This is a genomic window from Ruegeria sp. AH7 (genome assembly GCF_056541325.1).
The window spans coordinates 342,368-367,973 of record NZ_JBQFYF010000003.1; the positions used below are offsets into that span (position 1 = coordinate 342,368).

Sequence of the window (25,606 nt, forward strand, 5' to 3'; positions counted from 1 at the left end):
GTGTTCTTTCAGTAGATTGGATGATTGGCGCAGAGGGCGCGGACTTTTGCGCGGTTCTCGGCTTCGATGGTTGCATCGCCTTCAGAGGACTCACGCAGCGCATCGAGAACATCGCCGATCAAATGGCCAATCCGGGTGAACTCTTCAGGACCAAACCCGCGGCTACATCCAGCGGCTGTTCCCAGCCGGATGCCGCTCGTGATCGTCGGTTTTTCCGGATCACCCGGCACGCTGTTCTTGTTGCAGGTGAACCCGGCCCGCTCCAGCGCGGCCTCGGCGTCTTTTCCGGTCACGCCAATTGGCCTCAGATCGACCAACATCAGGTGGTTTTCCGTGCCGCCCGAAACGATGTCACAACCGCGCGCCATCATCACATTGGCCAGCGCCGCCGCACTGTCCACGACGCGCTGCATATAGTCCTTGAACTCAGGTTTCAGTGCTTCCCCGAATGCGACGGCTTTACCGGCGATCACGTGCATCAGTGGGCCGCCCTGAAGACCCGGAAACACAGCCGAGTTGATTTTTTTGGCCAGTGCTTCGTCATTTGTCAGGATGATGCCGCCGCGTGGGCCGCGCAAGGTCTTGTGCGTCGTCGACGTCACGATATGCGCATGGCCAATGGGCGAAGGATGCAGCCCAGCCGCAACCAGACCCGCGATATGCGCCATATCAGCCAGCAGCCATGCACCAGCTTCGTCGGCAATTTCACGGAACCGCGCGAAATCGATTTTTTGCGAATAGGCCGATGCGCCCGCGATGATGAGCTTCGGCTTTTCCGCCTTGGCCAGTTCAGCGACCTGATCATAGTCGATCAGGCCTTCACCGGTCAGACCATACAGGATCGGGCGGAACCATTTGCCAGACTGCGCGGGTTTCGCGCCATGGGTCAGGTGACCACCTGCGTCCAGCGACATGCCCAGAATGGTGTCGCCGGGTTGCAGCAATGCCAGTTTGAACGCACCATTGGCCTGAGCCCCGGAATGCGGCTGGACATTGGCATATTCGCAGCCGAACAGCCTCTTAAGCCGCTCAATCGCCTCAACCTCGACTTCATCCACATATTCGCAGCCGCCATAGTAGCGACGACCGGGATAGCCTTCGGCATATTTATTCGTCAGCACGGAACCCTGCGCATCGATCACGGCCTGCGAGACGATGTTCTCGGAGGCGATGAGCTCGATCTGCTGAGCCTGGCGCTGGCGCTCGCGATCAATCGAAGCGGCGATGATCGGGTCAGCATCCTTAAGCGATGTTGTGAACATATTTTCCTCTCTCGCGCTCGAATCTCAAGTACGAAACTTTGTTTCCTATAGGGGAATTTTGTAAAAGGTGGCAATACACATCTCAATTTTGTGAAGTTGTGTCAGGTCGTGGAAATCGTTAACCTACGGAAAACCAGGGGGGTTTCTATGGTCGATGACAGCCTGAATGACGCCGTCGGACCGGAGGAAGAGGATGACGGCGCAGCCTTGGGACGCACGATCCGAGACGCACGCCGTGCCAAAGGGTGGACGTTGGAGGAAGCCGGGCGCGCCGCGGGAATCGGTCGTTCGACGCTGTCCAAGATAGAAAACAACCAGACACGGCCAAGTTTTGAAATCGTGCGGCGATTGACTCAGGCGCTGGATATGAGCACCCCGCAATTGTTCCTGCAATCAGGTCAAACTGGGATCGCGGGTCGACGGGATTTCACCCCAAAAGGTGAAGGTGAGATGCGGGACACCCCCACCTATCTGCACGAGCTTTTGTGCCCGGAACTGACCAGCAAACGCATGCTGCCTTACATTGCGACCATCAAAGCCCGCGATGTATCCGAATTCGAGAACTGGATCAGGCACAGTGGGGAAGAGTTCCTGTATGTCATCAGCGGAGAGCTGACCTTTCTGTCCGAACACTATCGCCCCCTGCCGATGAAAGCTGGGGACTCACTGTATTACGACAGCGGCATGGGGCATGGCTGTATCTCGACCAGCGAAGAAGACGCTCGCGTTTTGTGGGTGTCCTTGGAGTAAGCCGCCCGGATCACCCCTGCGATTCAACAAGCACCTTCAGGTTCGACAAACCGCGCTCGTAGTCGCCACCGACCCAACTATCCATCATCAGGCCCATCCAGCGCGACATGGGATTGAGGCCCAGATTAGTTTCAAAACCCCAAGTGACCTGAGTCTGCCCACCTTCGGGCTGCAGGACAAACGCAGCCATTGCCGTCCCCATCGGGCCGAAATCAAGCGCCGTGCGGACGGTTTCGTTTTCAATGCTCTCAACAATCTCCTGCGATCCGGTGCCAACTTGAGGGTGGTCCGAACTCCAGTTCAGGGTGTTGCCAACTCCCGTCTCTGGACCGGAATAGGACAGTTTGGTTTCGGGATCGCGATGCAGCCACGGGGACCATTGTTCGGTCTCTTGCATGGAGTTCACGTAAGGAAAGATCGCCTCAGCCGGGGCGTCGATGGTGATTGAACGAGACACCTCGGCCTTTCCAGGCAGCAGATAAGAGACGCCCACAAGCGCCACGACAATCACAAGCAGAAAGACAAAAAGACGTTTGATAAATCTCATGGGTCCGATCCGATTCCAAAAATACTATTTGACGGGATCATATCAAAAAATGGCCCGGAATCAGAGGTCTGATCCGAGCCATGTTCAATGTTCCTGATGGGACAGCGTCGGAACTACGGCTGATAGGGCAGCGATGAGTGGTGCAAGACAATTCGCAGCACGCCATCGGCGTCTTTCTTGTAACCAAAACTTTTGTCGACCTGCGTCACGTTCCCGTCCTTATCGGTCAGGATGACGGCGCCCATCCACATGGCTACGTCGCCTTCCACAAAACTGGCCGAAGTGACGCTTTCCATCTCGCGCCAGCCTTTGATCCCAAAACCGCCGTCCAACGGGTAAGCGTCGTCATGACCAACGAAATAGGCCAGCGCACCGTGGCGTGTTGGGCGAAAGGTCTGGTCTCCTGATGCAAGTGTCGGCTTGAACAAAACCGGACCAAGATTGTAGCCATAGGCCGCATGCAGAACGGTTTCGGCAACCGGTCGTGCCGCGTCAATGCCACCTTCCTCGTAGGCTTTCGAGATTGCAATCAATCCATCGCCCCAGGCCACGCGGGCAGCAGTCAGTTCGTCAGCAGTGATCGACATAACTCGGTCCTTTTCCGTTGGTTTCGATGGTAAGTGTCAGCATGACGGTTTCATTTCAAGGGTGGCTGCGTCGATTTGCGCGCGCTTATTGCCTCACATCCGGAAACAAGCCTGAATTCACTGAAAATTCGAACCATTCTTGTGGCCTGGGGCAAGGTTTTGCAAAGGAATTCCCGACCAATATCTGGTCTACGCCGTGGGGGCGACAGAAGTAGGGTGAATGTGGTGGAAAAGATACTCACGCTTGAACATACAGAAACGGTGCGGCTGGACCCGGACAGGTTGAGCGGCCTGTACCGGCAATTGGGTGACAAGAACGCACTGGACGTTCTGTGCCGCACGGTCGAGGAACTGGCCGTGCGCCTGTCGAATTGCGAACGGTTCTGGCGGAAACGCGATTGGGACAATCTGCGCAAATGCTCGAAATCGCTGGTGGCGATTGCCGATCAGATCGGGATGACGGCGCTGGCAAGGGTTGCCGGCGATGTTACGCAATCGGTTGATGCCGGGGATGCGGTTGCCGCTGGGGCGACGCTTGGGCGGCTGATCCGCATCGGCGAACGGTCTTTGACCGCGATTTGGGATCAGCAGGACCTGTCTGTCTGACGGGGGTTGCAGGCGGATCGCGGGTGGCTAGTCTGGGCGCAAAGTCAAACAATCGAGACACCCATGCCCCTCAGCTTTGCCGAACCGACCGATCCTTTTGTCCCGCTTCATGTCATCGCCCAACCTGATCTGGACGCGTGGCTGGCGGATCAGCCCGAACATGTCGGCCGCTGGGTCGCGGCAAACGGGTTCACCGCTGCGCTGGGTCAGACATTGTTGGTGCCCGATGACGCAGGCGGGTCCACCTGCGCGCTTGCAGGTTACGGGACCGAGGCGAAACGTGCCCGCAAACGCTTTGCCTTGGCCACCGCAGCCGAGGCATTGCCCGAAGGCACCTATCAGATCGTATCTGGCCTTGATGCTGAGCGGGCTGAAATGGAATGCTTGGGCTGGCTGCTCACCGGCTACACATTCGACCGCTATGCAAGCCAATCCCCCGCCAAAACAAGTCTGATCGCGCCAGAGGGCGTTGATGCCGCGCGTATTGAGGCAATGGCCAATGCCGAGGCTTTGACCCGCGATCTGGTCAACACGCCCGCCTCGGATATGGGACCCGAACATCTGCAACAGGCCATTGAAACACTGGCGGAAGAATTCGGCGCATCCTGCAAGACCATCCTGGGTGATGCGCTGCTGGAACAGAACTTTCCCATGATCCACACTGTGGGGCGCGCAGCGGATCAGGCCCCGCGATTGATCGAGATGAATTGGGGATCGGCTGGCCCAAAGCTAACGCTTGTCGGCAAGGGCGTGTGCTTTGACACGGGTGGGCTGAACCTGAAGCCCGGCGCCTCGATGGGTTTGATGAAAAAGGATATGGGTGGCGCGGCCAATGTCTTGGGTCTTGCCCGGATGATCATGGCGCTGAACCTGCCCCTGCAATTGAGGGTGCTGATTCCGGCGGTCGAGAACGCGGTGGCAGGCAATGCCTTCCGGCCCGGCGACATCCTGAACTCGCGCAAGGGGCTGACGGTTGAGATCAACAATACCGATGCCGAGGGGCGGCTGGTGCTGGCCGAAGCGCTGGCGCTGGCGGATGAGGGCAACCCCGATCTGGTGATCTCGATGGCCACCCTAACCGGAGCAGCGCGCGTTGCATTGGGCCCCGATCTGGCCCCGTTCTATACGGATGACGATCAGACCGCAGCGGCACTGTCGGACGCCGCGCAACGCTCGGCCGATCCGGTCTGGCGGATGCCCTTCCACACGCCGTATGAGGCGATGATCGAACCCGGCATCGCCGATCTGGACAACGCGCCCTCGGGCGGGTTTGCGGGGTCCATCACCGCTGCCCTGTTCCTGCGCCGCTTTGTCGAGAACAGCGCCTACATGCATTTCGACATCTACGCATGGCAGCCTAGCAAATCGCCCGGACGCAGCAAGGGGGGGCTGGGCCAGGGCCCCCGCGCTATCCTCGGCGCACTGCCGGAGATATTGGGCCTATGACCCGGCTGCGCGTCATCCAGCCTGTGATCGACCTGCTGCGCCAGCCAGACGGTCCACGCGACCGGCAGTTGCTGTACGGCGACACGGTCGAGGTTACGGACGAGAAAGACGGGTGGAGCCGGATCACAGCGGATAAGGACAACTATTCCGGCTGGGCCCGCTCAACGCATCTCGGCCCGAATGTCCCGCATACTCATATGATCACAGCCCCCGCAACTCATGCCTATGAGCAGGCGGATATGAAGACGCGCGATTTGACCTCGCTGAGTTTCGGCAGCACTGTGCAAGCCCTGTCAGAAACCGAGAGGTTTGTGGAAACCGAACTGGGGTTCGTACCAGCGGTGCACACCACCCCAATCGCTGAGGTGCAACCCGATCCGGTGGCAGTGGCCGAGCTGTTTCTGGGCACGCCCTACCTATGGGGAGGCAACAGCCGGCTCGGGATCGATTGTTCGGGTCTGGTTCAGGCCGGGTTGCTGGCCTGTGGTATCCCCTGCCCAGGCGACAGCGGGGATCAGGAACAGGCTGTGGGCACTGCTCAGCCAGAGGATACAGAGCCCTTGCGCGGTGACTTGCTGTTTTGGAAAGGCCACGTCGCCTGGGTATCAGGACCCAATACGCTGCTTCATGCGAATGCGTACCATATGGCGGTGGCCTATGAGCCAATGGATCAGGCGATTGCGCGCATTCTGGCGCAAGGCGACGGACCTGTGACCGCTCATAAACGGCTCTAATCCAGAGAAACCGAGCGGATCAACTTACGCTCCAACACACGCAACACCGTACGCAAGTCGTGGCCGCGTTTCAGGATGCGCCCGTCCATACCAACGACAGAATACATCCCCTGTTTCTGCCGCAGGCGCGGGTGTTTTTCGATGCGGTAGATCGGGTGTTCGGCTGTGCGCCGGAAGATCGAGAAGATTGCCGTATCGCGCAGGTTGGATATTCCGTAGTCGCGCCATTCTCCAGCGGCGACCATCCGACCATAGACAGACAGGATATGGGACATCTCGCGCCGGTCGAACGCGACGGGCATCTGGGCCGAGTTTGCAGAGAACCGGCTGGGAGGCTGCATATTCATACTTCAAGCCTTGCCGGAAATCGCGCCCGAATCAAGCCTGATGCGCATCAACGCTGTATTTCCCTATCGCCGCCCGATCTGTCGACAGATCAGGATCACCGGCAACAAGCCAACGGCCAGAATGACCAGCGACGGCACGGCAGCCCCTTCGAGCCGTTCGTCCGAGGCCAAGCGGTAAGCCTGCACCGCCAGTGTATCAAAGTTGAACGGGCGCATGATCAGGGTCGCGGGCAACTCTTTCATCACATCGACGAAGACGATCAGCAAGGCGGTCAGCAATGAAGGCGTCAGAATGGGCAGATGGACCCGCCGTAGCGTTCCCAACGGAGTTTGGCCCAAAGACCGAGCGGCGGCGTCCATATTGGCGTGAACCGTGCTCTGCCCACCTTCATACGCGCCCAGTGCGGCAGCCAGAAACCGCACCATATAGGCCGCGACCAACAGCCAGATAGATCCCGTGACCAACAGACCGGTCGAGATATCAAAGGTTTGGCGCATCCAGGCGTCCAGTGCGTTGTCAAACGCAGCGAAGGGTACAAGCAACCCAACAGCGATCACGCCGCCGGGCACCGCATATCCCAGCCGCGCCAGATACGCCGCACTGGTCGAGGCGCGCCCGGGTCTGAGACGCTGAAAGAATCCAACGCTGACCGCCGCCGCTACAGTAACCAGAGCCGCGGTTCCCGCCAGGATCAATGAGTTCTGGATGAACCCAAGGTACCGGTCCGACAGCAGGTTCTGTTCAGACTCCAATCCCATATCGACCAGAATGAGAACCGGAAACACGAACCCAAACAGAACAGGCACTGCGCAAAGAAGAAACGCTCCAAGGGCGCGCCACCCGGTCAGATGCGCGGCGGGGTGCGCCACATGGTGTTTGCCGCTTTGATGATACTTTGCATTCCCGCGCAACGTCCGTTCGGCCACGGCCAGCATCAAGGCAAACCCCAGCAAACACAGCGCCAGTTGCGCGGCCCCGGCGCGATCACCCAGCGAAAACCAACTGGTGTAAATGCCGGTCGCAAAAGTCTGAACGCCGAAATAAGAGACCGTTCCAAAATCCGCGATGGTCTCCATGATTGCCAGCAGCACCCCGCCCGCAATCGCCGGACGCGCCATGGGCAACGACACACGCCGAAACGCCAGCCACGGATTGTTCCCCAGGGCGCGCGCCGCCAAAAACGCCGTTGCGCTTTGCTGCAGAAACGCGGCGCGGGCCAGCAGGTAGACATAAGGATAAAGTACAAGGATCAGCATCGCCGCCGCACCCTCGGTCGAGCGGATCTCGGGGAACCAATAGTCGCGCGGGCCCCACCCGGTCACATCGCGCAGGGTGGTCTGTACGATGCCTGGGTGATCCAGAACAAAGGTGTAGGCATAGGCAAGCACATAGGCCGGAAAGGCCAACGGCAGGACCAGCGCAATCTCCAGCAACCGTACACCGGGAAACCGAGTCATTGTCACCAGCCAGGCGGCGCCGGTTCCGATGCAGAACGTGCCGATAGCCACCAATATGACCAGAATAATCGTGGTGACTGTGTACCTGGGCAATACCGTCTCGGCCAAATGCGTTATTGCATCGGTCCCACCGGTCAGCGCAGCCAGAACAACCGCGATCATCGGCAACAGGCACGCCCCGGCCACGACGTAGGCCAGCCCGGCCAAAAGCCGGGTCCCGCGCACGCCGCGGTTTCGCGATCCGTTTTCAGAATAGTCGATCTGGGTCATTGCCCTGCTGCGTTGATGCCGAAGACTTCGCCTTTAATCGACCAAAACGCTCGGAAACACCAGTGTGCGGGCAACAAATCTGCGACACATACTGCCGCAGACCTTACTCATAAACCCGCTGGTCCTCGATCACTAAGCCGTCTTTGGGCAGGGAACCGGGCGCGACTACCTCGATCGCGCCTTTCAGCTTCAGCACTTCGGCCACGGATTTGGCATAGGCCATGTCATCGCCACCCGAGCTTTCGATCTGGACAGTCATGGTATCCATCTCTCCCTGCCGCGCGGCAATCACGCGGGCTTTGACGATCTCGTCATGCTTTTCGACCAAAGCGGCGACCTGTTCAGGGCGAACAAACATCCCCTTTATCTTGGTGGTCTGGTCGGCACGACCCATCCAGCCTTTGATCCGCAAATTGGTCCGCCCACAGGGCGAGACACCCGGCATCAGGGCTGACAGATCCCCGGTGGCAAAGCGGATCAGGGGATAGTCGGGGTTCAACGAGGTCACGACCACCTCACCCACCTCACCCATGGACACAGGAATGCCAGTTCCTGGGGTCACAATCTCGACGATCACATGCTCGTCGATGATCATCCCTTCCATCGCGGCGCTTTCATAGGCGACATTGCCCAGATCTGCTGTGGCATAGCATTGCAGGCAGGAAATCCCGCGATCCGCATAGTCCTGACGCAGTGACGGGAACAGCGCACCGCCGCCCACGGCAGCTTTGGAGAACTTGAGTTCGACCCCCATCGCATCAGCCTTGTCCAGGATGACCTTCAGGTAATCGGGGGTGCCCGCATAGGCGGTACATCCGATGTCGCGCGCGGCGGTGACCTGTAGTTCGGTCTGGCCGGTTCCGGCGGGCAGGACGGCGGCACCAACCGCGCGCGCGCCGCTTTCAAAGATCATGCCAGCCGGGGTCAGATGATAGCCAAAGCAGTTCTGAACGATGTCGCCCGCGCCAATGCCAACCGCATTCAGGAAACGACCCATGCGCCACCAGTCGTGATCGGTATTGCCGGGCTCGTAGATTGGCCCCGGCGACTGGAACACGTGATGGAACTGATGCGCTGGCTTCACGGTGAACCCGCCGAATGGCGAATGGGCGGCCTGCGCGCGGGTCAGGTCTGACTTGCGTAGAACCGGCAACAGGGGCAAATCTTCGGCAGAATTGACCTTGTTAGTGTCTATTTCAGCAAGATGCTCCGCAAAACCGGATGCGGATGCCACCTGCACCAGCTGCGCCCGCAAAGCTGCGGCCTGATCCGAGGCGCGCTGATCGGCAGAGCGCGTTTCGAGTGTGTCGAAATAGGTCATCGCCATATCCTCCATCAGATCACAACCACCGCTTGCGGCGACGATAAGACCGCACGTCTCGAAAGCTCTTGCGGCCGTCCTCGGACATGCCGAGGTAGAACTCTTTCACATCGGGATTTTCACGCAGCTCAGCCGCTGGGCCATCCATCACGACGCGACCGGATTCCAGAATGTAGCCATAATGCGCAAAGCGCAGCGCAACATTGGTGTTCTGCTCGGCCAGCAGGAAGGATACGCCTTCTTTCTCGTTCAAATCCTTAACGATGCCGAAAATCTCTTCGACCAGCTGCGGTGCAAGACCCATCGAGGGTTCGTCTAGCAGGATGGTCTCGGGTCGCGACATCAGAGCTCGGCCCATCGCGACCATCTGCTGTTCCCCGCCCGAGGTATAGCCGGCCTGCGACCGGCGACGCTCTTTCAGGCGTGGAAAGTAATTGTAAACAAGTTCCAGATCCTGCTGGATCGCGGCACTCCCGTCCTTGCGGGTATAGGCGCCGGTCAGCAGGTTTTCTTCGACTGTCAGGTGTTCAAAACAGTGGCGGCCTTCCATCACCTGGATAACGCCCTTTTCAACCAGATCAGCCGGATCGCTTTCATGTACGCTTTGACCGCGATACTTGATCGTGCCTTTGGTCACCTCGCCGCGTTCGGAATGCAGCAGGTTCGAAATCGCCTTCAGGGTCGTGGTTTTGCCCGCGCCATTGCCGCCGAGCAAAGCCGTAATTCCGCCCTTGGGCACAGTCAGGCTGACGCCTTTCAACACAAGGATCACATGGTTGTAGATCACCTCGATATTGTTGACCTCAAGCAGGGTTTCCGCCTGTACATCTGTGGTTTGTGCCGCATCCAGCATCAGCGCGTATCCTCATGACTGCCCAGTAAGGGCGGTTCGTGAGGAGCGGCAAGCAACCCGCCGCTCCGTTTGTCTGGGGCGCCCCGAAAAACCCGGGGCGCGCGCTCAGTTTCTTACTCGCAACGCTGCGAGATGTTGTTTTCAGCCGCGTATGCGCCCGAATCTTCTTCGATCAGGGCATTGATCACGTCGGCATCGGTCGGTTTGAAATCCTGAACCGAGTTCCACGTGCCTGCTGCTGCATCCCACTGAACGACGCCGACAAGGCCGGGACCACCGTGGTTTTCACAGCTGACCGAGAATTCGGGGCCGAAACCAGACATGCCCAGCGCTTCCATCTTGGCATTGGTCATCTCCAGCGCTTCCATGCCGTCGCGCATCATCGATGCGTCGATTTCTGCAGTGCCGTGCATGTCCTGTGCGGTTTTCACCGCTTCGGCAGCCAGCATCGCGGCATAAAGACCACGGTTATACTGCACCGTGCCCAGCTGATCACCCGCGCCAGCGGCTTTGCCCGCATCGACAACGTATTTCTGCAGATCGGCATAAACTGGGTAGTCATCGCCCAGACCGGTGAAGGTCAGCGCCTTGTAACCGGTGGCTTTGTCACCCGCAGGCTGCACGTCGAATTCCGCACCGGACCACCAGACGCCAATGAAGTTCTCCATAGGGAAGCGGATGTTGGCGGCCTCTTGCACCGCAACCTGGTTCATCACACCCCAGCCCCACATGATCACATAGTCGGGCTTCTCACGGCGGATTTGTAGCCACTGAGACTTCTGCTCTTGACCGGGGTGGTCGACGGGCAGCAGGGTCAGGTCATAGCCGTGCTTTTCGGCTAGCGTTTCCAGCGTACGGATCGGTTCCTTTCCATAGGCCGAGTTGTGATAGACCAGAGCAATTTTCTTGCCACCAAGATCTCCGCCATTCTGATCCAGCAGATAGTTGATCGCGCCCGAGGCACCGTTCCAGTAGTTGGCGGGGTAGTTGAACACGTGGCTGAACACTTTGCCGTTCGCGGCCGACGTCCGGCCATAACCCATCGTGTGAAGCGGGATACCATCTGCAGTCACTTTGGGGATCAGCTGATAGGTGATACCGGTCGACAGCGGCTGATACACCAACGCGCCTTCGCCCTTGGTGGACTCATAGCATTCCACACCTTTTTCGGTGTTATAGCCGGTTTCACATTCCAGAACGCGGGCCGGAACACCGCCGATCCCACCGTCCCGCTCGTTCAGCAGGGTAAAGTAGTCCGCATAGCCATCCGCAAACGGGATACCGCCCGCCGCATAAGGTCCCGTCCGATAGCTGAGTGACGGGAACACGAGGTCGGCCATGACCGGACCTGCGGCCATCACGGCGCCCAGCGCCAGGGTTGCCAGTTTCTTGTTCATCGGGTGTCTCCTCCCTTGGTTAGTCCGATGTTGGGTTTCGGGCTTGAGCTGCCCGTCTTTTGATTGGGCCGGTCCTTTAGTGCGGGAACGGCCAGAGTCTGAGTTTCTCTTTCGCGACGCGCCACAGCTGTGCCAGCCCGTGCGGTTCCAGGATCAAGAACATGATGATCAGGGCGCCCACGATCACGAGATTGAGGTGCGCCACGATATCGGTGGGCCAACCCAGCAGATCAACGCCAACCAGTTTCAGAACAACAGGCAGCAACACCAGGAACGCGGCCCCGGCAAAGGATCCGAAGATCGAACCCAATCCACCGATGATGACCATGAACAGCACCAGGAATGATTTCTGGATGCCAAAGACTTCGCCGACCTCGACCGCGCCCAGATATACGGCAAAGAACAGCGCTCCGGCCACGCCCACAAAGAACGAGCTGACGGCAAAGGCAGTCAATTTCGCCTTGAGCGGGTTCACACCGATGATCTCAGCCGCGATGTCCATGTCGCGGATCGCCATCCATGTCCGGCCCGTGGTGCCGCGCGTCAGGTTGCGGGCGACAATGGCGCAGACCGTCAGAAAGATTAGGCAGAACAGATAGGTCGCCCATGCGGGCGCGTTCGGCCCGGTGATGATGATGCCAAATACATCGCGCTCCGGCGCATTGATCTGACCCGAAGCTGAGTAGTTGTAGAACCACGGCACCCGGTTGAACAGCCACACCAGAAAGAACTGTGCCGCCAGTGTGGCCACGGCAAGATAGAACCCTTTGATCCGCAGCGAAGGTAGGCCAAACAGCACGCCAACAATCGCGGTTATGCCACCAGCCAGCAGAACATGGATGAACATGCTGACATCGGGGAACGCCGTCATCAGCTTGTAGCAGGCATAGGCCCCTACAGCCATGAAACCCCCGGTCCCCAGGCTGACCTGTCCGCAATAGCCGACCAGAATGTTCAACCCAATCGCAGCAATCGCATAGATCAGGAAGGGCAGCAGCAAGGCATTTGCCCAGTAGTCATTGATGATGAACGGAATGATGCCAAACGCCACCGCCAGCACGACATAGTAGCGATACCGGTCAAACTTGATCGGGAAAGTTTGGCTGTCGGCAATATACGAGGTTTTGAAATCCCCGGCCTCACGATAGAACATGCGTCACTTTCCCCATTGTTCCTGTGCCCGACCCCGGGCAGCAGCATCCAGTTGATTGGACCCTTTGGCATATCCGCTCGCCTCGGACGCGCGGGCCAGTTTCATATAGGCCATGATGCCCGTGACCAGCCCAGCAAAGGCCAGGATCGCCGCCACGACCAGTTGGCGATCGCTCAGATCATCCGAGGTAACGGCGATGTACCCAAAGGCCCAGAACCCGGCCCATGCGATGACGTTGATGATGGCGATCAGCTTGGTCATGCCGGAGCAACTCTGTTTCTGATGTTCAGACAGTGAACCACCCCGGCCAAGGCTGCATAAAAGAACAGCGAATCCACTGCCCGCAAATACCCGGCATAAAGAAGCATCCTCATCTGCCATTCCGTATCTCCGGCCATCGCCATGCTTGAACCGGCTAAATTGATCTCAAAGCACTCGGCCAGCGACCGGGCAAATCCATAGGCCAACAAGGCAATCGGCAAAGCTTTGACCAGGGAACTCAGGTTATCCATCTATACTCTCTCGATAATTTTTTCACCGAAGAGACCTTGGGGCCGAAACACCAGGAAGATCAATGCCAGCACATAAGCAAACCAGTTCTCGGTCGCGCCGCCCAATGCGGGGCCCAGAGCGAACTCGAACAGCTTCTCGCCGACCCCGATGATTAGCCCGCCGACGATGGCACCGGGGATCGAGGTGAACCCACCCAGCATCAGCACCGGCAGCGCCTTGAGCGCGATCAGCGACAGTGAGAACTGCACGCCCGATTTGGTGCCCCACATGATCCCCGCGACCAGAGCGACGAAACCGGCGACCGACCAGACCATGATCCAAATGAAGTTCAGCGAAATGCCAACTGACAGCGCCGCCTGATGGTCATCCGCCACGGCGCGCATCGCCCGACCCTGTTTTGTGTACTGGCTGAACGCGACCAGAGCTGCCACCAAAAGCGCCGCGATGATCGTCGCCACGATGTCCAGATTGTCGATGAAAAAGCCATAGTCGAAAATCTGGAAGGTGGTCTCATCAATCCACAGGTTGATGCCCTGGGGCAGACCCACATCCAGCGTCTTGATCTCAGACCCCCACATCAGGTCGGCCACGCCTTCAAGGAAGTAAGCTAGACCAATAGTGGCCATGAAAAGAATGATCGGCTCCTGCCCGACCAGATGGCGCATGACGAAGCGCTGCACCGCCCAGGCCAGCAACACCATCACCGCCATGGTCAAAAGGATCGCCAAAAGCGCGGGCACGTTCCAGCCAAAGTAGTGGATATGCGTCCCGAAAATCGCGTTGATCAGATGCGCAAAGGGTACTTGCCCCTTCATGATTCCGACCAGTGTCATCGCCGCAAAAAGGGCCATAACCCCTTGGGCATAATTGAAAATCCCCGAGGCCTTGTAGATCAGCACAAAGCCCAGCGCGACCAATGCGTAAAGCACCCCGGCCATCAGACCGTTGAGGATGACCTCCATCGCAAATACGAGTTGTTCAGGCATAGGTGCCTCCCCAATTGACTACCCCGATGTCAGTCATGGCTGACCCCAAGATAGGCGTCGATGACCTCTTGGTTGTTGCGCACCTCGTCGGGTGTGCCGTCGCCAATTTTCTTGCCATAATCCATCACGACGACGCGGTCGCTCAGGTCCATAACCACGCCCATGTCGTGCTCGATCAGCGCAATGGTGGTGCCAAATTCGTCATTCACGTCGAGGATGAAGCGGCTCATGTCCTCTTTTTCTTCGACGTTCATGCCCGCCATGGGTTCATCCAGCAGCAGCAGCTTCGGCTCCGCCGCCAGAGCACGCGCTAGTTCCACGCGTTTCTTCAACCCGTAAGGCAAGCGCGACACAGGCGTCTTGCGGATGTGCTGGATCTCGAGGAAGTCGATGATCCGCTCAACCGCCTCACGATTCTCGGTCTCTTCGGCTTCGGCCTTCCCCTTCCACCACGCCTGTTGAAGGATATTGGTCTTCATAAAGCTCAGGCGCCCGGTCATGACGTTGTCCAGAACGCTCATGCCTTCGAACAGGGCGATGTTCTGGAAGGTCCGCGCAATCCCCTGCTGCGCTACCTCAAACGGCCGCATTTGCGGGCGCTTGGAGCCGTGGAACCAGACCTCGCCCTCCTGAGGGACATAAAACCCTGAGATCACATTCAGCATTGAGGACTTGCCTGCCCCGTTTGGCCCGATAATGGCGCGGATTTCGCCCTCTCGAATATCGAACGAGATATCCTTGATCGCCACCACGCCACCAAAACGCAGGGTGATGTTCTTCATCTCCATCACCACACCGCCGATCTTGCGGCCGTCTTCGGTGACATATCCTTCGGAATGATCCAGCATCAGCCTCTCCCAGACTTACGCAAAAACGGGACGGCGGGCGGGGCGATGACCGCAGGTCGAGCGGCGCTCGAACGGCCCATCATTCCGCCGCAACCTTGTGCCGTGCCACCGACACAACCGGCGCATCAACGATCTCAAGCGTCGCAGAAATCGACCCCTTGCGCCCATCCTCATAGGTCACTTCGGTGGTCGTCGAAACGCTCGAGGACCCGTCATAAAGAGCGGCAATAATGTCGTGGAACTTGTCCTCGACAAAGCCACGACGCACCTTGCGGGTCCTGGTCATCTCGCCGTCATCGGCATCCAGTTCCTTGTGCAGAACCACAAAACGATGCACCTGACAGCCCGACAGCATCTCATCCGCTGCGACCGACTTATTTACCTCTTCCACGTGGGCCTTAATCGTCTCTAATACACGCGGATGTCCCGCGAGTTCCTGGTAAGACGCGTAAGCTACGTTGTTGCGCTCCGCCCAGTTTCCGACTGCCGTCAGGTCGATATTGATGAAGGCCACGCAGCGATCCTTGCTGTTGCCGAACAGCACGACCTCAAGAATGTCAGGATAGAATTTCAGCTTGTTCTCGACATATTTCGGCGCGAACATCGACCCATCGGCCATCTTGCCCACGTCCTTGGCGCGGTCGATGATCCGCAAATGGCCCGAGGTTTCTTCGATGAACCCGGCATCCCCGGTGGCCACCCAACCCTCAGCATCCTTGGTGGAAGCGGTCGAATCCGGGTTGTTGTAATACTCAACAAACACACCGGGCGAGCGGTAGTGGATCTCGCCACTGTCGTCGATTTTCAACTCGACCGCAGGGGCCGGAACACCGACCGTATCTGCCCTCACCTCGCCATCCGGCTGTTGGGTGATAAAGACGGTTGCTTCGGTCTGACCATAGAGTTGCTTTAGGTTGATGCCCAAAGAGCGATAGAAATCAAAGATTTCCGGCCCGATGGCCTCACCCGCCGTGTAGCCTACGCGGAACCGTCCGTAGCCAAGCGTATCCTTCAACGGGCCGTAAACCAGCATATTGCCCAACGCATATTTAAGCTTGTCGCCAAAGCCCACCGGCTTGCCGTCCAGCAACAGCCCACCGACCTTCTTGGCATGCGCCATGAAGTGATGGAACATATTGCGCTTCAGCTTGCCCGCATCCTCCATCCGGATCATCACGTTGGTCAGCTGGGTTTCGAACACGCGCGGTGGGGCAAAAAAGTACGTCGGACCGATCTCCCGCAGGTCGGTCATCATTGTGTCGGCGCTCTCGGGACAGTTCACGCAGAACCCACACCAATAGGCCTGACCGATCGAGAAGATGAAATCTCCCACCCAGGCCATGGGCAGATAAGAGAGAATATCCTCATCTCGAGTCAGATGATCGAATTCAGCCGAGTTCTTTGCGCTTTCAATGACATTCCGGTTCGACAGCACCACGCCTTTGGGCTTACCCGTCGTACCCGAGGTATAAAGCATCACGCAGGTATCGTCATAGGTGATCGCTGCGATGCGCTTGTCCAACTCGGTATCGAACCGCGCATGCCCAGCGCTACCTTCGGCCATAATGTCCTCAAGCGCGTTCATCTGGGAGTGGTCATACTTCCGCATCCCGCGCTTATCGGTATAGAGGATGTGTTTGACCTGATGCAGGTTTTCCTGAATCTCGACGACCTTGTCGACCTGCTCCTGATCGCCACAGACGACATACTTCGCGCCGCAGTGTTCTAGCACATAGGCCATCTCTTCAGCGACCGAGTCCTGATACAGAGGCACCGGAACCGCGCCCACCATCTGCGCGGCCACCATTGACCAGTAATGCGCCGGGCGGTTGCGGCCTATGACAGCAATGTGGTCGCCTTTTTCAACGCCCAACTCCAGAAAACCCAGCGCGATGGCGCGGATTTCCTTGGCCGCTTCTACCCAGGTCCAGCATTGCCAGATCCCGAATTCCTTTTCCCGATAGGCCGGGGCATCCCCGAACTGGGTCGCATTGCGGTGTAACAGCGCCGGAAGGGACTGCATCCCTTCAGCGCCCGACTGCGTCTGAGCCAATCTTTCTCTCCTCCCCATCCGACCCCTCCCTGGGCCGGAACCGACAGGCCGGGACCACGCCCCGAATGCCGATGCCCCGATAAGGGACGCACGAAAGATCGACGTCAAGTTTTGCCTGATGTTTTCTCAATTCTTACGAATTGTAACAGGAGTGCACCGCAAACCGTCCCTGCCCTAAAGCCTCTTCTTTTCAAGACGTGTCCGCGATGCTATGGGGGCTGTCACACACTCTGGCGATGGCGTCGCCGGGCGCTAGCCGTGTTCACCCCACATCCTGTACGCCGGGACTTTCAATCACGGGATTGAGGGCCCGCCCCGATCTCCGCCATTACAGGAGGCACTCATGGCCTGGTCGCCAGACAAAACCGAAGTCAAAAGCTGGAACGAATGGGACACCCTGCGCCACGTCATCGTGGGCCGTGCAGATGATTGCCACATTCCGCCTGAAGAACCCGCGCTGGACGCCAAGGTGCCTGAAGACAGCGACATGCGCGGCCAGTGGGGCCGGCGCCCGCAAGAGACGATCGACCGCGCCAACGAATTGCTCGACAATTTCGCCGATCAGCTGCGCAAACGTGGTATCCGCGTGGATCGCCCTACGTCCATCGACCATTCTCAACCGGCCACCACACCGGATTTTCACACCGACAGCCAGTTTGGCTGCATGCCCCCGCGCGATGTGCTGCTGACCGTTGGACACGAAATCCTCGAAGCGACTATGTCCTACCGGTGCCGCTGGTTCGAATACCTGAACTATCGCCCGCTAATGCAACAATATTGGGATGAAGACCCCAATTTCCGGCACGAGGCCGCGCCCAAGCCGCGCCTGACCGATGCGGATTACCATCCAGATTATCTGAGCGACAAAATCGGCGTTGAAAAGCGCCTGCAATGGGCGGCCGAGAAGTTCTTTGTCACCACCGAGGAAGAGCCTCTGTTTGACGCCGCCGATGTGCTGCGCTTTGGCCGTGATCTGGTGGTCCAGCATGGATTTACGACGAACCTGAAAGGGATCGAGTGGCTGCGCCGTCACTTCCCCGATCACCGCGTCCACACGGTGAACTTCCCCGGTGACCCCTATCCGATCCATATCGACGCGACGTTTACCCCGCTGCGACCCGGCTTAATCCTCAACAACCCGCAGCGCCGCCTGCCCGAAGATCAGCGCGGCATGTTCGAGAAAAACGGGTGGGAGATCGTGGACGCCGCCCAACCGGCCCATAACACACCGCCGCCGCTCTGCTATTCCTCGACCTGGCTGTCGATGAACGTGCTGGTGCTGGACCCGAAAACCGTCTGTGTCGAGAAGTCCGAGGTCTATCAGGCCGAGCAGATGGACAAGCTGGGCATGGAAGTGGTCGAAGTCGAGCTGCGCGACGCTTATGCCTTTGGAGGCGGTCTGCATTGCTGTACGGCGGATGTGTATCGTGACGGTGAATGCGAGGATTACTTCCCGAATATGTAGGGTTTTCGGGTTGAAAACAGGGTGTCCGGGGTATGCTCGGGCATCAGCATACAGTCTCTGAAGACGGTGTTGCTTTGGTGTTGTGGGGCTGGCGGCTATAAGGCCAAAATTCCCGCAAAGTTGAAGAGGTCACTTACCAGAAATCCAACAGCCATCCTTACCAAAAGGGAACGTTGTGAATGTCGCGGGTGCGAGAAATGGATCGGGTTTTATGTCAACATTTACCAGGTAGACTGCGCCGCTGGGAGCGGAGTGATTAAGCAGATCGCCATCGCTTTCACTTTGCTCTGTATAGTGGAAGCCTTGAGCTTCAGCTGCTTCAATCACAACCTCTTTTTTCAAACATACTTGCTTGGCTGCATCCTCATAGAATTGCCTGTACGCCTGATTGTAGTCTCGGTCGTGCTTTAGCTTCACGATGGAGAACCATTGATAACAAAGCAGCAGGATTAGGCAAAGAAGCAATAGAACAACGGCATTTCTTTTCATCAGACTGACTTACTCAACGCACCAAAGATGGGCAAGTGGAGTTGTCAGCTCGGGCGAAATTCGAACGTCAGCAAAGTCCAAAATCCAGACAGGTCACCACAACGTGGTGTCAATCCGCAGCTACAACCAATCCCGCAAGATCGGGATCAACGGCACATCTGCCGCAGGCATGGGATAGTTGCGCAGATCATTCCCACGCACCCATTTCAAAGCCTGCCCTTCCTTAGACTGCGGAATCCCCTCCCATTTGCGGCACGCAAACAGAGGCATCAGCAGGTGGAAATCGTCATAGCTGTGGCTGGCAAAGGTCAGCGGTGCGAGGCAGGAGGCCCAGGTGTTGATGCCCAGCTCCTCTTCCAACTCGCGGATCAGCGCAGCTTCGGGGGTTTCGCCAAGTTCGATTTTGCCGCCGGGGAATTCCCACAGACCGGCCATGGATTTGCCCGCGGGGCGTTGGGCCAGCAGGACGCGGCCCTCGATGTCGATCAGGGCGACAGCGGATACCAGAACCGTTTTCACGAGCGATAATCCGCGTTGATCTCGATATAGCCATGGGTCAGATCGCAAGTCAAGACGGTGGATTGCCCCTCGCCCAGCCCCAGATCGACGGCGACTATCAGGTCCTGACCTTTCATATACGCGGCGGCGTCTTCTTCGCGATAATCGGGACTGACCCAGCCTTTTTCGGCCACTAGGATATCTCCGAACGAGATACTCAGGCGGTCGCGGTCGGCTGCGGCGCCGGATTTGCCGATGGCCATAACCACGCGGCCCCAGTTCGGGTCCTCACCCGCAATGGCGGTTTTGACCAGCGGGGAATTGGCGATGGCCAGCCCGTGGATCTTGGCATCTGCATCGGTGGCCGCGCCGGTCACGCGGATTTCCACAAATTTCGTGGCCCCTTCGCCGTCGCGCACCACTTGCTGCGCAAGGTTTAGCATCACTGCTTCAAGCGCTTCGGCAAACGCTGCGTTTCCAGTCGCATCGACGCCAGAGGCCCCGGTGGCGCACAACAACAGGCTATCCGAGGTCGAGGTATCGCTGTCCACAGTGATGCAGTTGAACGTCCGGTCCGTCTGCGCGCCCAGCATCGCTTGCAGCGCGGATTGGTCCACCTGCGCATCGGTGAAGATGTAGACCAGCATCGTTGCCATATCCGGCGCGATCATGCCAGAACCCTTGGCAATCCCTGCAATAGAGACTGTTTTACCGTCGATCTCGACCTGCGCACTCGCCCCTTTCGGGAAGGTATCGGTGGTCATGATGGCGCGCGCTGCGTCTTCGATTGCATGGCGGCTGAGGCCTGATTTCAACGCCTCAAGCTGCACAACGATCTTGTCATGCGGCAGCGGCTCACCAATCACGCCAGTGGAGGAGGTAAAGACGCGCTCAACCGGTACTCCGGTTGCTTTGGACACGGCCTGCGTGACCTCGGCCACCGAGGTCTGGCCGTAGTGACCAGTAAAGGCATTGGCGTTGCCCGAATTCACCAAGATCGCCGCCGGGCCGTCACTTGACCCGCCGATCTTGTCCTGACAATCCAGCACAGGCGCGGCGCGGGTGGCGGATCGGGTGAAAACCCCGGCGACCGAGGTGCCGGGGTCCAGAACAGCCAGCATGACGTCCGTCCGACCCTGATACCGCACCCCGGCTTCAACGGTGGCGAACCGCACACCGTCGATTGCGGGCAGGTCAGGGAATCCGGCGGGGGCCAGCGGCGAAACCTTGGTGATCGTGGCCACGCAGATTACTCCTGAATCAGGTCCAGCTGGCGGATGATCTCGGGGCCTGCCCCTTCCAACGGCGAGCGTTCGATCTGCGCCTGCTGGGTCAGTTCATCGATACGCGCCTGAATCGCGTCCTGCTGAAGGGTCTGAGTAAGCTCATCGCGAACCGCCTCCAGTGCGGGGGCTTCGGATTTGCGTTTGTCGTTCAGGATCACCAGATGCCAGCCGAACTGGGTTTGAACGGGGTCCGAGATCTGGCCCTTTTCCAGACCAACGACAGCGTTTTCGAATTCTGGCACCATCTGACCCTTGCCGAACCAACCCAGCGATCCGCCATTGGGACCGGACGGACCGGTGGAATGCTCGCGCGCCATCTCCGCAAAATCTGCGCCATCATCCAACTGTGCTTTGATCACCTTGGCCTCGTCTTCGCTTTCAACCAGAATGTGGCTGGCGTCGAACTCGTCTTCACCTTCGAACTCGGCATATTGCGCGTCATAGGCGGCCTGAATGGCTTCATCCGTTACAACCGAGTCGGTCAGGGCACCTACCGTCTGCACCGCCAGCAAGGACCGCTTTTCGTTGTCCAGAGTCAGCGCGTTCTGCGACGTCAGCTCTTGTTGCTGTTGGCCCAGCAACTGTTGCTGAATCAGCTGTTCCAGCACGAAGTCAAACAGAACGTCGTCTTCGATCTGCGTGTATTGTGGCGGCAGCACTGCGACAGTGGCGATGATGTGACCCAATGTGATCTCATCGCCATTAACCCGCGCCATTACAGTGCTGGCGTCAGACTTGGTTTCGGCGGCCAACGGCAGCGCCATCACGGCAGTCAAAGCCAGCGATGGCAGAAAAGTGAGGCCTTTGGGCATGGAATCATCCTATTTCTTTGCCGCGACAGGGCGCGGCGTTGACACTTCAGAACCTGCCGCTTACATCGCTTTGAAGCCTTGGACAGGGCCGCCTTTCACCCCCCGTATCTATGGGTTGCGCGCAAGGTGGGCAAGCCTGTCGCAACCAAGACAAGAACAGATCCGCTGGAGTGAACATGCTGGGATTCGGAACGCTCGCCAAAAAGGTCTTCGGAACGCCGAACGACCGCAAGATCAAGGCGACCCGCCCGCTGGTCGAAAAGATCAATGCGCTGGAGCCCGAGTTCGAACAACTCTCTGACGATGGTCTGAAGAAAAAGACTGAGGAATTGCGCAAACGCGCGCTGGAGGGCGAAAGCCTGGATGCGTTGCTGCCCGAAGCTTTTGCCAATGTCCGTGAAGGGGCGCGGCGCGCGCTGGGTCTGCGTGCCTTTGACGTGCAGTTGATGGGCGGCGCCTTCCTACATCAGGGCAATATCTCGGAAATGAAAACGGGTGAGGGCAAGACGCTTGTCGCCACGTTCCCGGCCTATCTGAACGCGTTGACCGGCAAAGGCGTGCATGTCGTTACTGTGAACGAATACCTCGCCAAGCGGGATGCGGAATGGATGGGCAAAGTGTTTGCGGCCCTGGGCATGACAACCGGTGTGATCTGGTCGGGCCAGCCCGATCCAGACAAAAAAGCCGCCTATGCCTGCGATGTGACCTACGCCACTAATAACGAGCTGGGTTTCGACTATCTGCGCGACAACATGAAGGCCGATCTGGGCGAGATTTATCAAAAGCACCACAATTTCGCGATTGTGGATGAGGTCGATTCGATCCTGATTGATGAGGCGCGGACACCACTGATCATCTCGGGGCCGTCACAAGATCGCTCGGACCTCTATACCGCGATTGACGCCCTGATCCCGTCGCTGAGCGATGAGCATTTCACGCTGGACGAAAAGTCCCGCAACGTGACCTTCACCGATGAAGGCAACGAATTCCTGGAACAGCAACTGATCGAGGCAGGCCTGATCCCCGAAGGACATTCCCTGTATGATCCCGAAAGCACGACCGTGGTGCACCATGTGAACCAGGGTCTGCGCGCGCATAAACTGTTTCAGCGCGACAAGGATTACATCGTCCGCGATGGCAATGTGGTTCTGATCGACGAATTCACCGGCCGGATGATGCCGGGCCGCCGCCTGTCAGAAGGCTTGCACCAAGCCATCGAAGCCAAGGAAGGCGCACCGATCCAGCCCGAGAACGTGACCTTGGCCAGTGTCACTTTCCAGAACTACTTCCGCCTCTATGGCAAATTGGGCGGCATGACCGGTACCGCTCTGACCGAAGCCGAAGAGTTCGCTGAAATCTATGGCCTTGGTGTCGTCGAAGTGCCGACCAACAAGCCGATTGCGCGACTGGACGAAGACGATCAGGTCTATCGCACAGCAATGGAAAAATACGGCGCGATCATCAAAGAAGCGAAAGAGGCCAGTGAAAAAGGCCAGCCGGTTCTGATCGGCACCACCTCGATTGAGAAATCCGAAGTTCTCAGCCAAATGCTGGGTAAGGAAAAGATCGAGCATAATGTTCTGAATGCCCGCCAGCACGAACAAGAGGCGCAGATCGTGGCCGATGCGGGCCGCTATGGCGCGGTGACCATCGCCACCAACATGGCCGGTCGCGGCACCGACATTCAGCTGGGCGGCAATGTGGAAATGAAGGTTCTGCAGGCACTGGCCGAGAACCCCGAAGCCGACCCGGCCGAATTGCGTACGGCAGAAGAGGCCAAGCACGCAGAAGAAAAGCAAAAGGTTCTGGATGCGGGCGGTCTGTATGTTATGGCGTCCGAGCGCCACGAAAGCCGCCGCATCGACAATCAGCTGCGTGGTCGTTCAGGCCGTCAGGGTGACCCGGGCCGCACCGTGTTCTACCTGAGCCTCGAAGACGATCTGATGCGCATCTTCGGCTCGGAACGGCTGGACAAGGTGCTGACCACATTGGGCATGAAAGAAGGCGAAGCCATCATTCACCCCTGGGTCAACAAATCTCTGGAGCGCGCGCAATCCAAAGTCGAAGGCCGCAACTTTGACATGCGCAAGAACGTTCTGAAATTCGACGATGTGATGAACGACCAGCGGAAGGTGGTCTTTAGCCAGCGCCGCGAGATCATGTCGGCAGACGACCTGTCCGAGATCGTCTCGGACATGCGCGAGCAGGTGATTGACGATCTGATCGACGAATACATGCCGCCGAAATCCTATGCGGATCAGTGGGATACTGAGGGTCTGCATGAGGCCATCAAAGACAAGCTGACCATCGACGCGCCGGTTCAGGACTGGGCCGCCGAGGAAGGCGTGGATGATGAACAGGTGCGCGAACGCTTGATCAAATCCGCCGATGAAATGATGGCGCAGAAGGCCGTTGCCTTTGGCCCCGAAAACATGCGCAACATCGAAAAGCAGGTGCTGCTACAAACCATCGACAGCAAGTGGCGCGAGCATCTGCTGACGCTGGAACATCTGCGCTCGGTCGTTGGGTTCCGGGGCTACGCACAGCGCGATCCGCTGAACGAATACAAAACCGAAAGTTTCCAACTGTTCGAAGGCATGCTGGATTCCCTGCGCGAAACCGTGACACAGCAGCTTTCACGCGTTCGTCCGCTGACCGAAGAAGAGCAGAAAGAGATGCTGGCGCAGATGGCGGCACAGCAGGCTCAGACGCAAGCTGCGGTGGATCAGGCAACAGATCGCGCCGAGGCCAAAGCCGAAGCTGCCGCGTCAGGTGACGCGCTGCCGGGCTTTGACGAAACCGATCCGTCGACCTGGGGTAACCCGTCGCGAAACGACCCTTGCCCCTGCGGATCTGGCAAGAAGTTCAAACATTGCCATGGCAGGTTAACCTAACGTCATCGACATCCTGATCACAATGAGTCCGTTTCGAGGACACAAATAAGCCTCGATTCAGGATCAGTGTGCGACTCGCTCCTTCAACTGGGGAGGGTGTCTTGTTTGTTGTAAGAAACTACGTGACCATGTGCGGCACAGTCGCCTGTGCCCTGGGCATTGGTTACCTGATGCAATATGGAACAGCTGCGCAGCCAAGCGATGCGCAGAACCAAGTTGCTGCGGCTACGCAAACAAATCAAACGTCGGTTCTGGCAGGGTTGGATAGCATCGTACTGACCTCAGCCTCAGCAACCGCATCTGGCGCTGACGACGCTGTTGTTGCGCCCAAAACCACCCGTGTCGAACCCCGACAGAAGCCCACACAGAAATCCTGTAACCTAAGCGCCCGCGCTGTTGCCGTGCCCGGCGCGCAGGCCCGCCTGACCATCAAATCTCCGTGTCGCGGCAATGAGCGGATCAGCATTCACCACAGCGGCCTGACCCTGACGCAGGTCACCGATCAGAACGGCACGCTCAGGGTAACCATCCCGGCGCTGTCTGAATATGCGATCTTTCTGATCTCATTCCCGGATCAAACCGGGACCGTCGCCACGACCCATGTCCCTGATCTGCAGGAATATGATCGTGTGGCACTGCAGTGGAAGGGCGACAAAGCGTTGCAAATTCACGCACTGGAATTCGGCGCCAGCTATGGTGGCGATGGTCACGTCTGGTCGAACAGCGCCACAGCAGGCGCTGGCAGTGTTGTTAGCCTGGGCCATTCAGGACTAACAGACGCCCAAAATATCGAAGTATATTCGTTTCCGGCGGGCCAGTCTCAGCAATCGGGAACCATCGACCTGACCGTCGAAGCGGAAGTGACCGAAAGCAATTGCGGTCACACCTTGAACGTTCAGTCTATTGAGCTGCGGGCCAACACAGGCCTACGCTCACGTGATCTGAGTGTGGCCGTACCGGACTGCACACAATTGGGCGAGTTTCTGGTGTTGAATAATCTTCTCCAAGACCTGACAATCGCGGCAAAGTAA

Annotated in this window: 25 protein-coding genes; 7 read left to right on the top strand and 18 right to left on the bottom strand. The window is 58.2% G+C overall.

Annotated elements, in window-relative coordinates; genetic code table 11:
• Window positions 1–8: 8 nt before the first annotated feature.
• Window positions 9–1,262, bottom strand: a complete 1,254-nt coding sequence (glyA, locus tag ACR0JX_RS09930) for a serine hydroxymethyltransferase (protein ID WP_480543594.1) — start codon at window positions 1,260–1,262, stop codon at window positions 9–11.
• 147 nt (window positions 1,263–1,409) lie between these two features.
• On the opposite strand from glyA, the gene ACR0JX_RS09935 reads away from it, so the two are divergent.
• A complete protein-coding gene (locus ACR0JX_RS09935; protein ID WP_480543596.1) occupies window positions 1,410–2,012 on the top strand; it encodes a helix-turn-helix domain-containing protein in 603 nt (200 codons plus the stop codon).
• Between the two features lie 10 nt (window positions 2,013–2,022).
• On the opposite strand, the gene ACR0JX_RS09940 is transcribed toward ACR0JX_RS09935, so the two are convergent.
• Together ACR0JX_RS09940 and ACR0JX_RS09945 are read right to left on the bottom strand one after the other, a co-directional pair.
• On the bottom strand, window positions 2,023–2,559 hold the full coding sequence (locus tag ACR0JX_RS09940; protein WP_480543598.1) for an SRPBCC family protein: 537 nt from the start codon (window positions 2,557–2,559) through the stop codon (window positions 2,023–2,025).
• A gap of 113 nt (window positions 2,560–2,672) precedes the next feature.
• Window positions 2,673–3,146: a phosphoribosyl-AMP cyclohydrolase gene (locus ACR0JX_RS09945; RefSeq protein ID WP_480543600.1), complete on the bottom strand. Its 474-nt coding sequence runs from the start codon at window positions 3,144–3,146 to the stop codon at window positions 2,673–2,675.
• Between the two features lie 216 nt (window positions 3,147–3,362).
• On the opposite strand from ACR0JX_RS09945, the gene ACR0JX_RS09950 reads away from it, so the two are divergent.
• The 3 genes from ACR0JX_RS09950 (at window position 3,363) to ACR0JX_RS09960 (ending at window position 5,932) form a co-directional block, all read left to right on the top strand.
• Window positions 3,363–3,752: a hypothetical protein gene (locus tag ACR0JX_RS09950; protein ID WP_480543602.1), complete on the top strand. Its 390-nt coding sequence runs from the start codon at window positions 3,363–3,365 to the stop codon at window positions 3,750–3,752.
• Between the two features lie 63 nt (window positions 3,753–3,815).
• Entirely contained in the window at window positions 3,816–5,198 is a 1,383-nt protein-coding gene (locus ACR0JX_RS09955; RefSeq protein ID WP_480543604.1) for a leucyl aminopeptidase family protein, read from the top strand.
• Entirely contained in the window at window positions 5,195–5,932 is a 738-nt protein-coding gene (locus ACR0JX_RS09960) for a C40 family peptidase (RefSeq protein WP_480543606.1), read from the top strand. The genes ACR0JX_RS09955 and ACR0JX_RS09960 overlap by 4 nt, the downstream gene beginning before the upstream one ends.
• On the opposite strand, the gene ACR0JX_RS09965 is transcribed toward ACR0JX_RS09960, so the two are convergent.
• The 11 genes from ACR0JX_RS09965 to ACR0JX_RS10015 form a co-directional block, all read right to left on the bottom strand.
• Window positions 5,929–6,279, bottom strand: coding sequence for a DUF2794 domain-containing protein (locus ACR0JX_RS09965; RefSeq protein WP_480543608.1), 351 nt, complete (start codon window positions 6,277–6,279; stop codon window positions 5,929–5,931). The two genes, ACR0JX_RS09960 and ACR0JX_RS09965, sit on opposite strands and share 4 nt — an antisense overlap.
• Before the next feature lie 63 nt (window positions 6,280–6,342).
• Window positions 6,343–8,007, bottom strand: a complete 1,665-nt coding sequence (locus ACR0JX_RS09970) for an ABC transporter permease (RefSeq protein ID WP_480543610.1) — start codon at window positions 8,005–8,007, stop codon at window positions 6,343–6,345.
• Between the two features lie 103 nt (window positions 8,008–8,110).
• The gene (locus tag ACR0JX_RS09975) at window positions 8,111–9,328 is read right to left on the bottom strand and encodes a phenylacetate--CoA ligase family protein (protein WP_480543612.1); all 1,218 of its coding nucleotides are present in this window, start codon (window positions 9,326–9,328) and stop codon (window positions 8,111–8,113) included.
• 19 nt (window positions 9,329–9,347) lie between these two features.
• Window positions 9,348–10,181: an ABC transporter ATP-binding protein gene (locus ACR0JX_RS09980; RefSeq protein ID WP_170534149.1), complete on the bottom strand. Its 834-nt coding sequence runs from the start codon at window positions 10,179–10,181 to the stop codon at window positions 9,348–9,350.
• A 113-nt stretch (window positions 10,182–10,294) separates the two neighbouring features.
• On the bottom strand, window positions 10,295–11,578 hold the full coding sequence (locus ACR0JX_RS09985) for an ABC transporter substrate-binding protein (RefSeq protein ID WP_170534151.1): 1,284 nt from the start codon (window positions 11,576–11,578) through the stop codon (window positions 10,295–10,297).
• 76 nt (window positions 11,579–11,654) lie between these two features.
• Window positions 11,655–12,731 carry a branched-chain amino acid ABC transporter permease gene (locus tag ACR0JX_RS09990; protein ID WP_480500931.1) on the bottom strand — a complete coding sequence of 359 codons (1,077 nt, stop codon included), beginning with the start codon at window positions 12,729–12,731 and terminating at the stop codon, window positions 11,655–11,657.
• A 3-nt stretch (window positions 12,732–12,734) separates the two neighbouring features.
• Window positions 12,735–12,992: a hypothetical protein gene (locus ACR0JX_RS09995; protein WP_480543615.1), complete on the bottom strand. Its 258-nt coding sequence runs from the start codon at window positions 12,990–12,992 to the stop codon at window positions 12,735–12,737.
• Window positions 12,989–13,243, bottom strand: coding sequence for a hypothetical protein (locus ACR0JX_RS10000; RefSeq protein ID WP_480543617.1), 255 nt, complete (start codon window positions 13,241–13,243; stop codon window positions 12,989–12,991). The genes ACR0JX_RS09995 and ACR0JX_RS10000 overlap by 4 nt, the downstream gene beginning before the upstream one ends.
• On the bottom strand, window positions 13,244–14,230 hold the full coding sequence (locus tag ACR0JX_RS10005) for a branched-chain amino acid ABC transporter permease (RefSeq protein WP_480543619.1): 987 nt from the start codon (window positions 14,228–14,230) through the stop codon (window positions 13,244–13,246).
• A 29-nt stretch (window positions 14,231–14,259) separates the two neighbouring features.
• Entirely contained in the window at window positions 14,260–15,078 is an 819-nt protein-coding gene (locus tag ACR0JX_RS10010; RefSeq protein ID WP_480543621.1) for an ABC transporter ATP-binding protein, read from the bottom strand.
• A 79-nt stretch (window positions 15,079–15,157) separates the two neighbouring features.
• Window positions 15,158–17,101 (bottom strand): AMP-binding protein, encoded by a 1,944-nt coding sequence (locus ACR0JX_RS10015; protein WP_480543755.1) that lies wholly within the window; start codon window positions 17,099–17,101, stop codon window positions 15,158–15,160.
• Window positions 17,102–17,474: 373 nt separating this feature from the next.
• On the opposite strand from ACR0JX_RS10015, the gene ACR0JX_RS10020 reads away from it, so the two are divergent.
• Window positions 17,475–18,596, top strand: a complete 1,122-nt coding sequence (locus ACR0JX_RS10020; protein ID WP_480543623.1) for a serine/threonine protein kinase — start codon at window positions 17,475–17,477, stop codon at window positions 18,594–18,596.
• 129 nt (window positions 18,597–18,725) lie between these two features.
• On the opposite strand, the gene ACR0JX_RS10025 is transcribed toward ACR0JX_RS10020, so the two are convergent.
• The 4 genes from ACR0JX_RS10025 to ACR0JX_RS10040 all read right to left on the bottom strand — a co-directional run bounded on the left by ACR0JX_RS10025 (window position 18,726) and on the right by ACR0JX_RS10040 (window position 21,681).
• The gene (locus ACR0JX_RS10025; RefSeq protein WP_480543625.1) at window positions 18,726–19,085 is read right to left on the bottom strand and encodes a hypothetical protein; all 360 of its coding nucleotides are present in this window, start codon (window positions 19,083–19,085) and stop codon (window positions 18,726–18,728) included.
• 120 nt (window positions 19,086–19,205) lie between these two features.
• On the bottom strand, window positions 19,206–19,604 hold the full coding sequence (gene mutT, locus ACR0JX_RS10030) for an 8-oxo-dGTP diphosphatase MutT (RefSeq protein ID WP_480543627.1): 399 nt from the start codon (window positions 19,602–19,604) through the stop codon (window positions 19,206–19,208).
• On the bottom strand, window positions 19,601–20,827 hold the full coding sequence (gene argJ, locus ACR0JX_RS10035) for a bifunctional glutamate N-acetyltransferase/amino-acid acetyltransferase ArgJ (RefSeq protein ID WP_480543629.1): 1,227 nt from the start codon (window positions 20,825–20,827) through the stop codon (window positions 19,601–19,603). The genes mutT and argJ overlap by 4 nt, the downstream gene beginning before the upstream one ends.
• 5 nt (window positions 20,828–20,832) lie before the next feature.
• Window positions 20,833–21,681, bottom strand: a complete 849-nt coding sequence (locus ACR0JX_RS10040; protein WP_480543631.1) for a peptidylprolyl isomerase — start codon at window positions 21,679–21,681, stop codon at window positions 20,833–20,835.
• 176 nt (window positions 21,682–21,857) lie between these two features.
• Between ACR0JX_RS10040 and secA the strand changes: the two genes are divergently transcribed.
• Both secA and ACR0JX_RS10050 read left to right on the top strand, forming a co-directional pair.
• Entirely contained in the window at window positions 21,858–24,575 is a 2,718-nt protein-coding gene (gene secA / locus ACR0JX_RS10045; RefSeq protein WP_480543633.1) for a preprotein translocase subunit SecA, read from the top strand.
• Window positions 24,576–24,676: 101 nt separating this feature from the next.
• Complete coding sequence (locus ACR0JX_RS10050) at window positions 24,677–25,606, top strand: hypothetical protein (protein WP_480543635.1); 930 nt, start codon at window positions 24,677–24,679, stop codon at window positions 25,604–25,606.

What these genes read in the sequence shown, in the direction of transcription:
- glyA (WP_480543594.1), bottom strand. Translation starts at nt 1,262, where the DNA reads ATGTTCACAACATCGCTTAAGGATGCTGACCCGATCATCGCCGCTTCG.
- ACR0JX_RS09935 (WP_480543596.1), top strand. Translation starts at nt 1,410, where the DNA reads ATGGTCGATGACAGCCTGAATGACGCCGTCGGACCGGAGGAAGAGGAT.
- ACR0JX_RS09940 (WP_480543598.1), bottom strand. Translation starts at nt 2,559, where the DNA reads ATGAGATTTATCAAACGTCTTTTTGTCTTTCTGCTTGTGATTGTCGTG.
- ACR0JX_RS09945 (WP_480543600.1), bottom strand. Translation starts at nt 3,146, where the DNA reads ATGTCGATCACTGCTGACGAACTGACTGCTGCCCGCGTGGCCTGGGGC.
- ACR0JX_RS09955 (WP_480543604.1), top strand. Translation starts at nt 3,816, where the DNA reads ATGCCCCTCAGCTTTGCCGAACCGACCGATCCTTTTGTCCCGCTTCAT.
- ACR0JX_RS09960 (WP_480543606.1), top strand. Translation starts at nt 5,195, where the DNA reads ATGACCCGGCTGCGCGTCATCCAGCCTGTGATCGACCTGCTGCGCCAG.
- ACR0JX_RS09965 (WP_480543608.1), bottom strand. Translation starts at nt 6,279, where the DNA reads ATGAATATGCAGCCTCCCAGCCGGTTCTCTGCAAACTCGGCCCAGATG.
- ACR0JX_RS09970 (WP_480543610.1), bottom strand. Translation starts at nt 8,007, where the DNA reads ATGACCCAGATCGACTATTCTGAAAACGGATCGCGAAACCGCGGCGTG.
- ACR0JX_RS09975 (WP_480543612.1), bottom strand. Translation starts at nt 9,328, where the DNA reads ATGACCTATTTCGACACACTCGAAACGCGCTCTGCCGATCAGCGCGCC.
- ACR0JX_RS09980 (WP_170534149.1), bottom strand. Translation starts at nt 10,181, where the DNA reads ATGCTGGATGCGGCACAAACCACAGATGTACAGGCGGAAACCCTGCTT.
- ACR0JX_RS09985 (WP_170534151.1), bottom strand. Translation starts at nt 11,578, where the DNA reads ATGAACAAGAAACTGGCAACCCTGGCGCTGGGCGCCGTGATGGCCGCA.
- ACR0JX_RS09990 (WP_480500931.1), bottom strand. Translation starts at nt 12,731, where the DNA reads ATGTTCTATCGTGAGGCCGGGGATTTCAAAACCTCGTATATTGCCGAC.
- ACR0JX_RS09995 (WP_480543615.1), bottom strand. Translation starts at nt 12,992, where the DNA reads ATGACCAAGCTGATCGCCATCATCAACGTCATCGCATGGGCCGGGTTC.
- ACR0JX_RS10000 (WP_480543617.1), bottom strand. Translation starts at nt 13,243, where the DNA reads ATGGATAACCTGAGTTCCCTGGTCAAAGCTTTGCCGATTGCCTTGTTG.
- ACR0JX_RS10005 (WP_480543619.1), bottom strand. Translation starts at nt 14,230, where the DNA reads ATGCCTGAACAACTCGTATTTGCGATGGAGGTCATCCTCAACGGTCTG.
- ACR0JX_RS10010 (WP_480543621.1), bottom strand. Translation starts at nt 15,078, where the DNA reads ATGCTGGATCATTCCGAAGGATATGTCACCGAAGACGGCCGCAAGATC.
- ACR0JX_RS10015 (WP_480543755.1), bottom strand. Translation starts at nt 17,101, where the DNA reads ATGCAGTCCCTTCCGGCGCTGTTACACCGCAATGCGACCCAGTTCGGG.
- ACR0JX_RS10020 (WP_480543623.1), top strand. Translation starts at nt 17,475, where the DNA reads ATGGCCTGGTCGCCAGACAAAACCGAAGTCAAAAGCTGGAACGAATGG.
- ACR0JX_RS10025 (WP_480543625.1), bottom strand. Translation starts at nt 19,085, where the DNA reads ATGAAAAGAAATGCCGTTGTTCTATTGCTTCTTTGCCTAATCCTGCTG.
- ACR0JX_RS10040 (WP_480543631.1), bottom strand. Translation starts at nt 21,681, where the DNA reads ATGCCCAAAGGCCTCACTTTTCTGCCATCGCTGGCTTTGACTGCCGTG.
- secA (WP_480543633.1), top strand. Translation starts at nt 21,858, where the DNA reads ATGCTGGGATTCGGAACGCTCGCCAAAAAGGTCTTCGGAACGCCGAAC.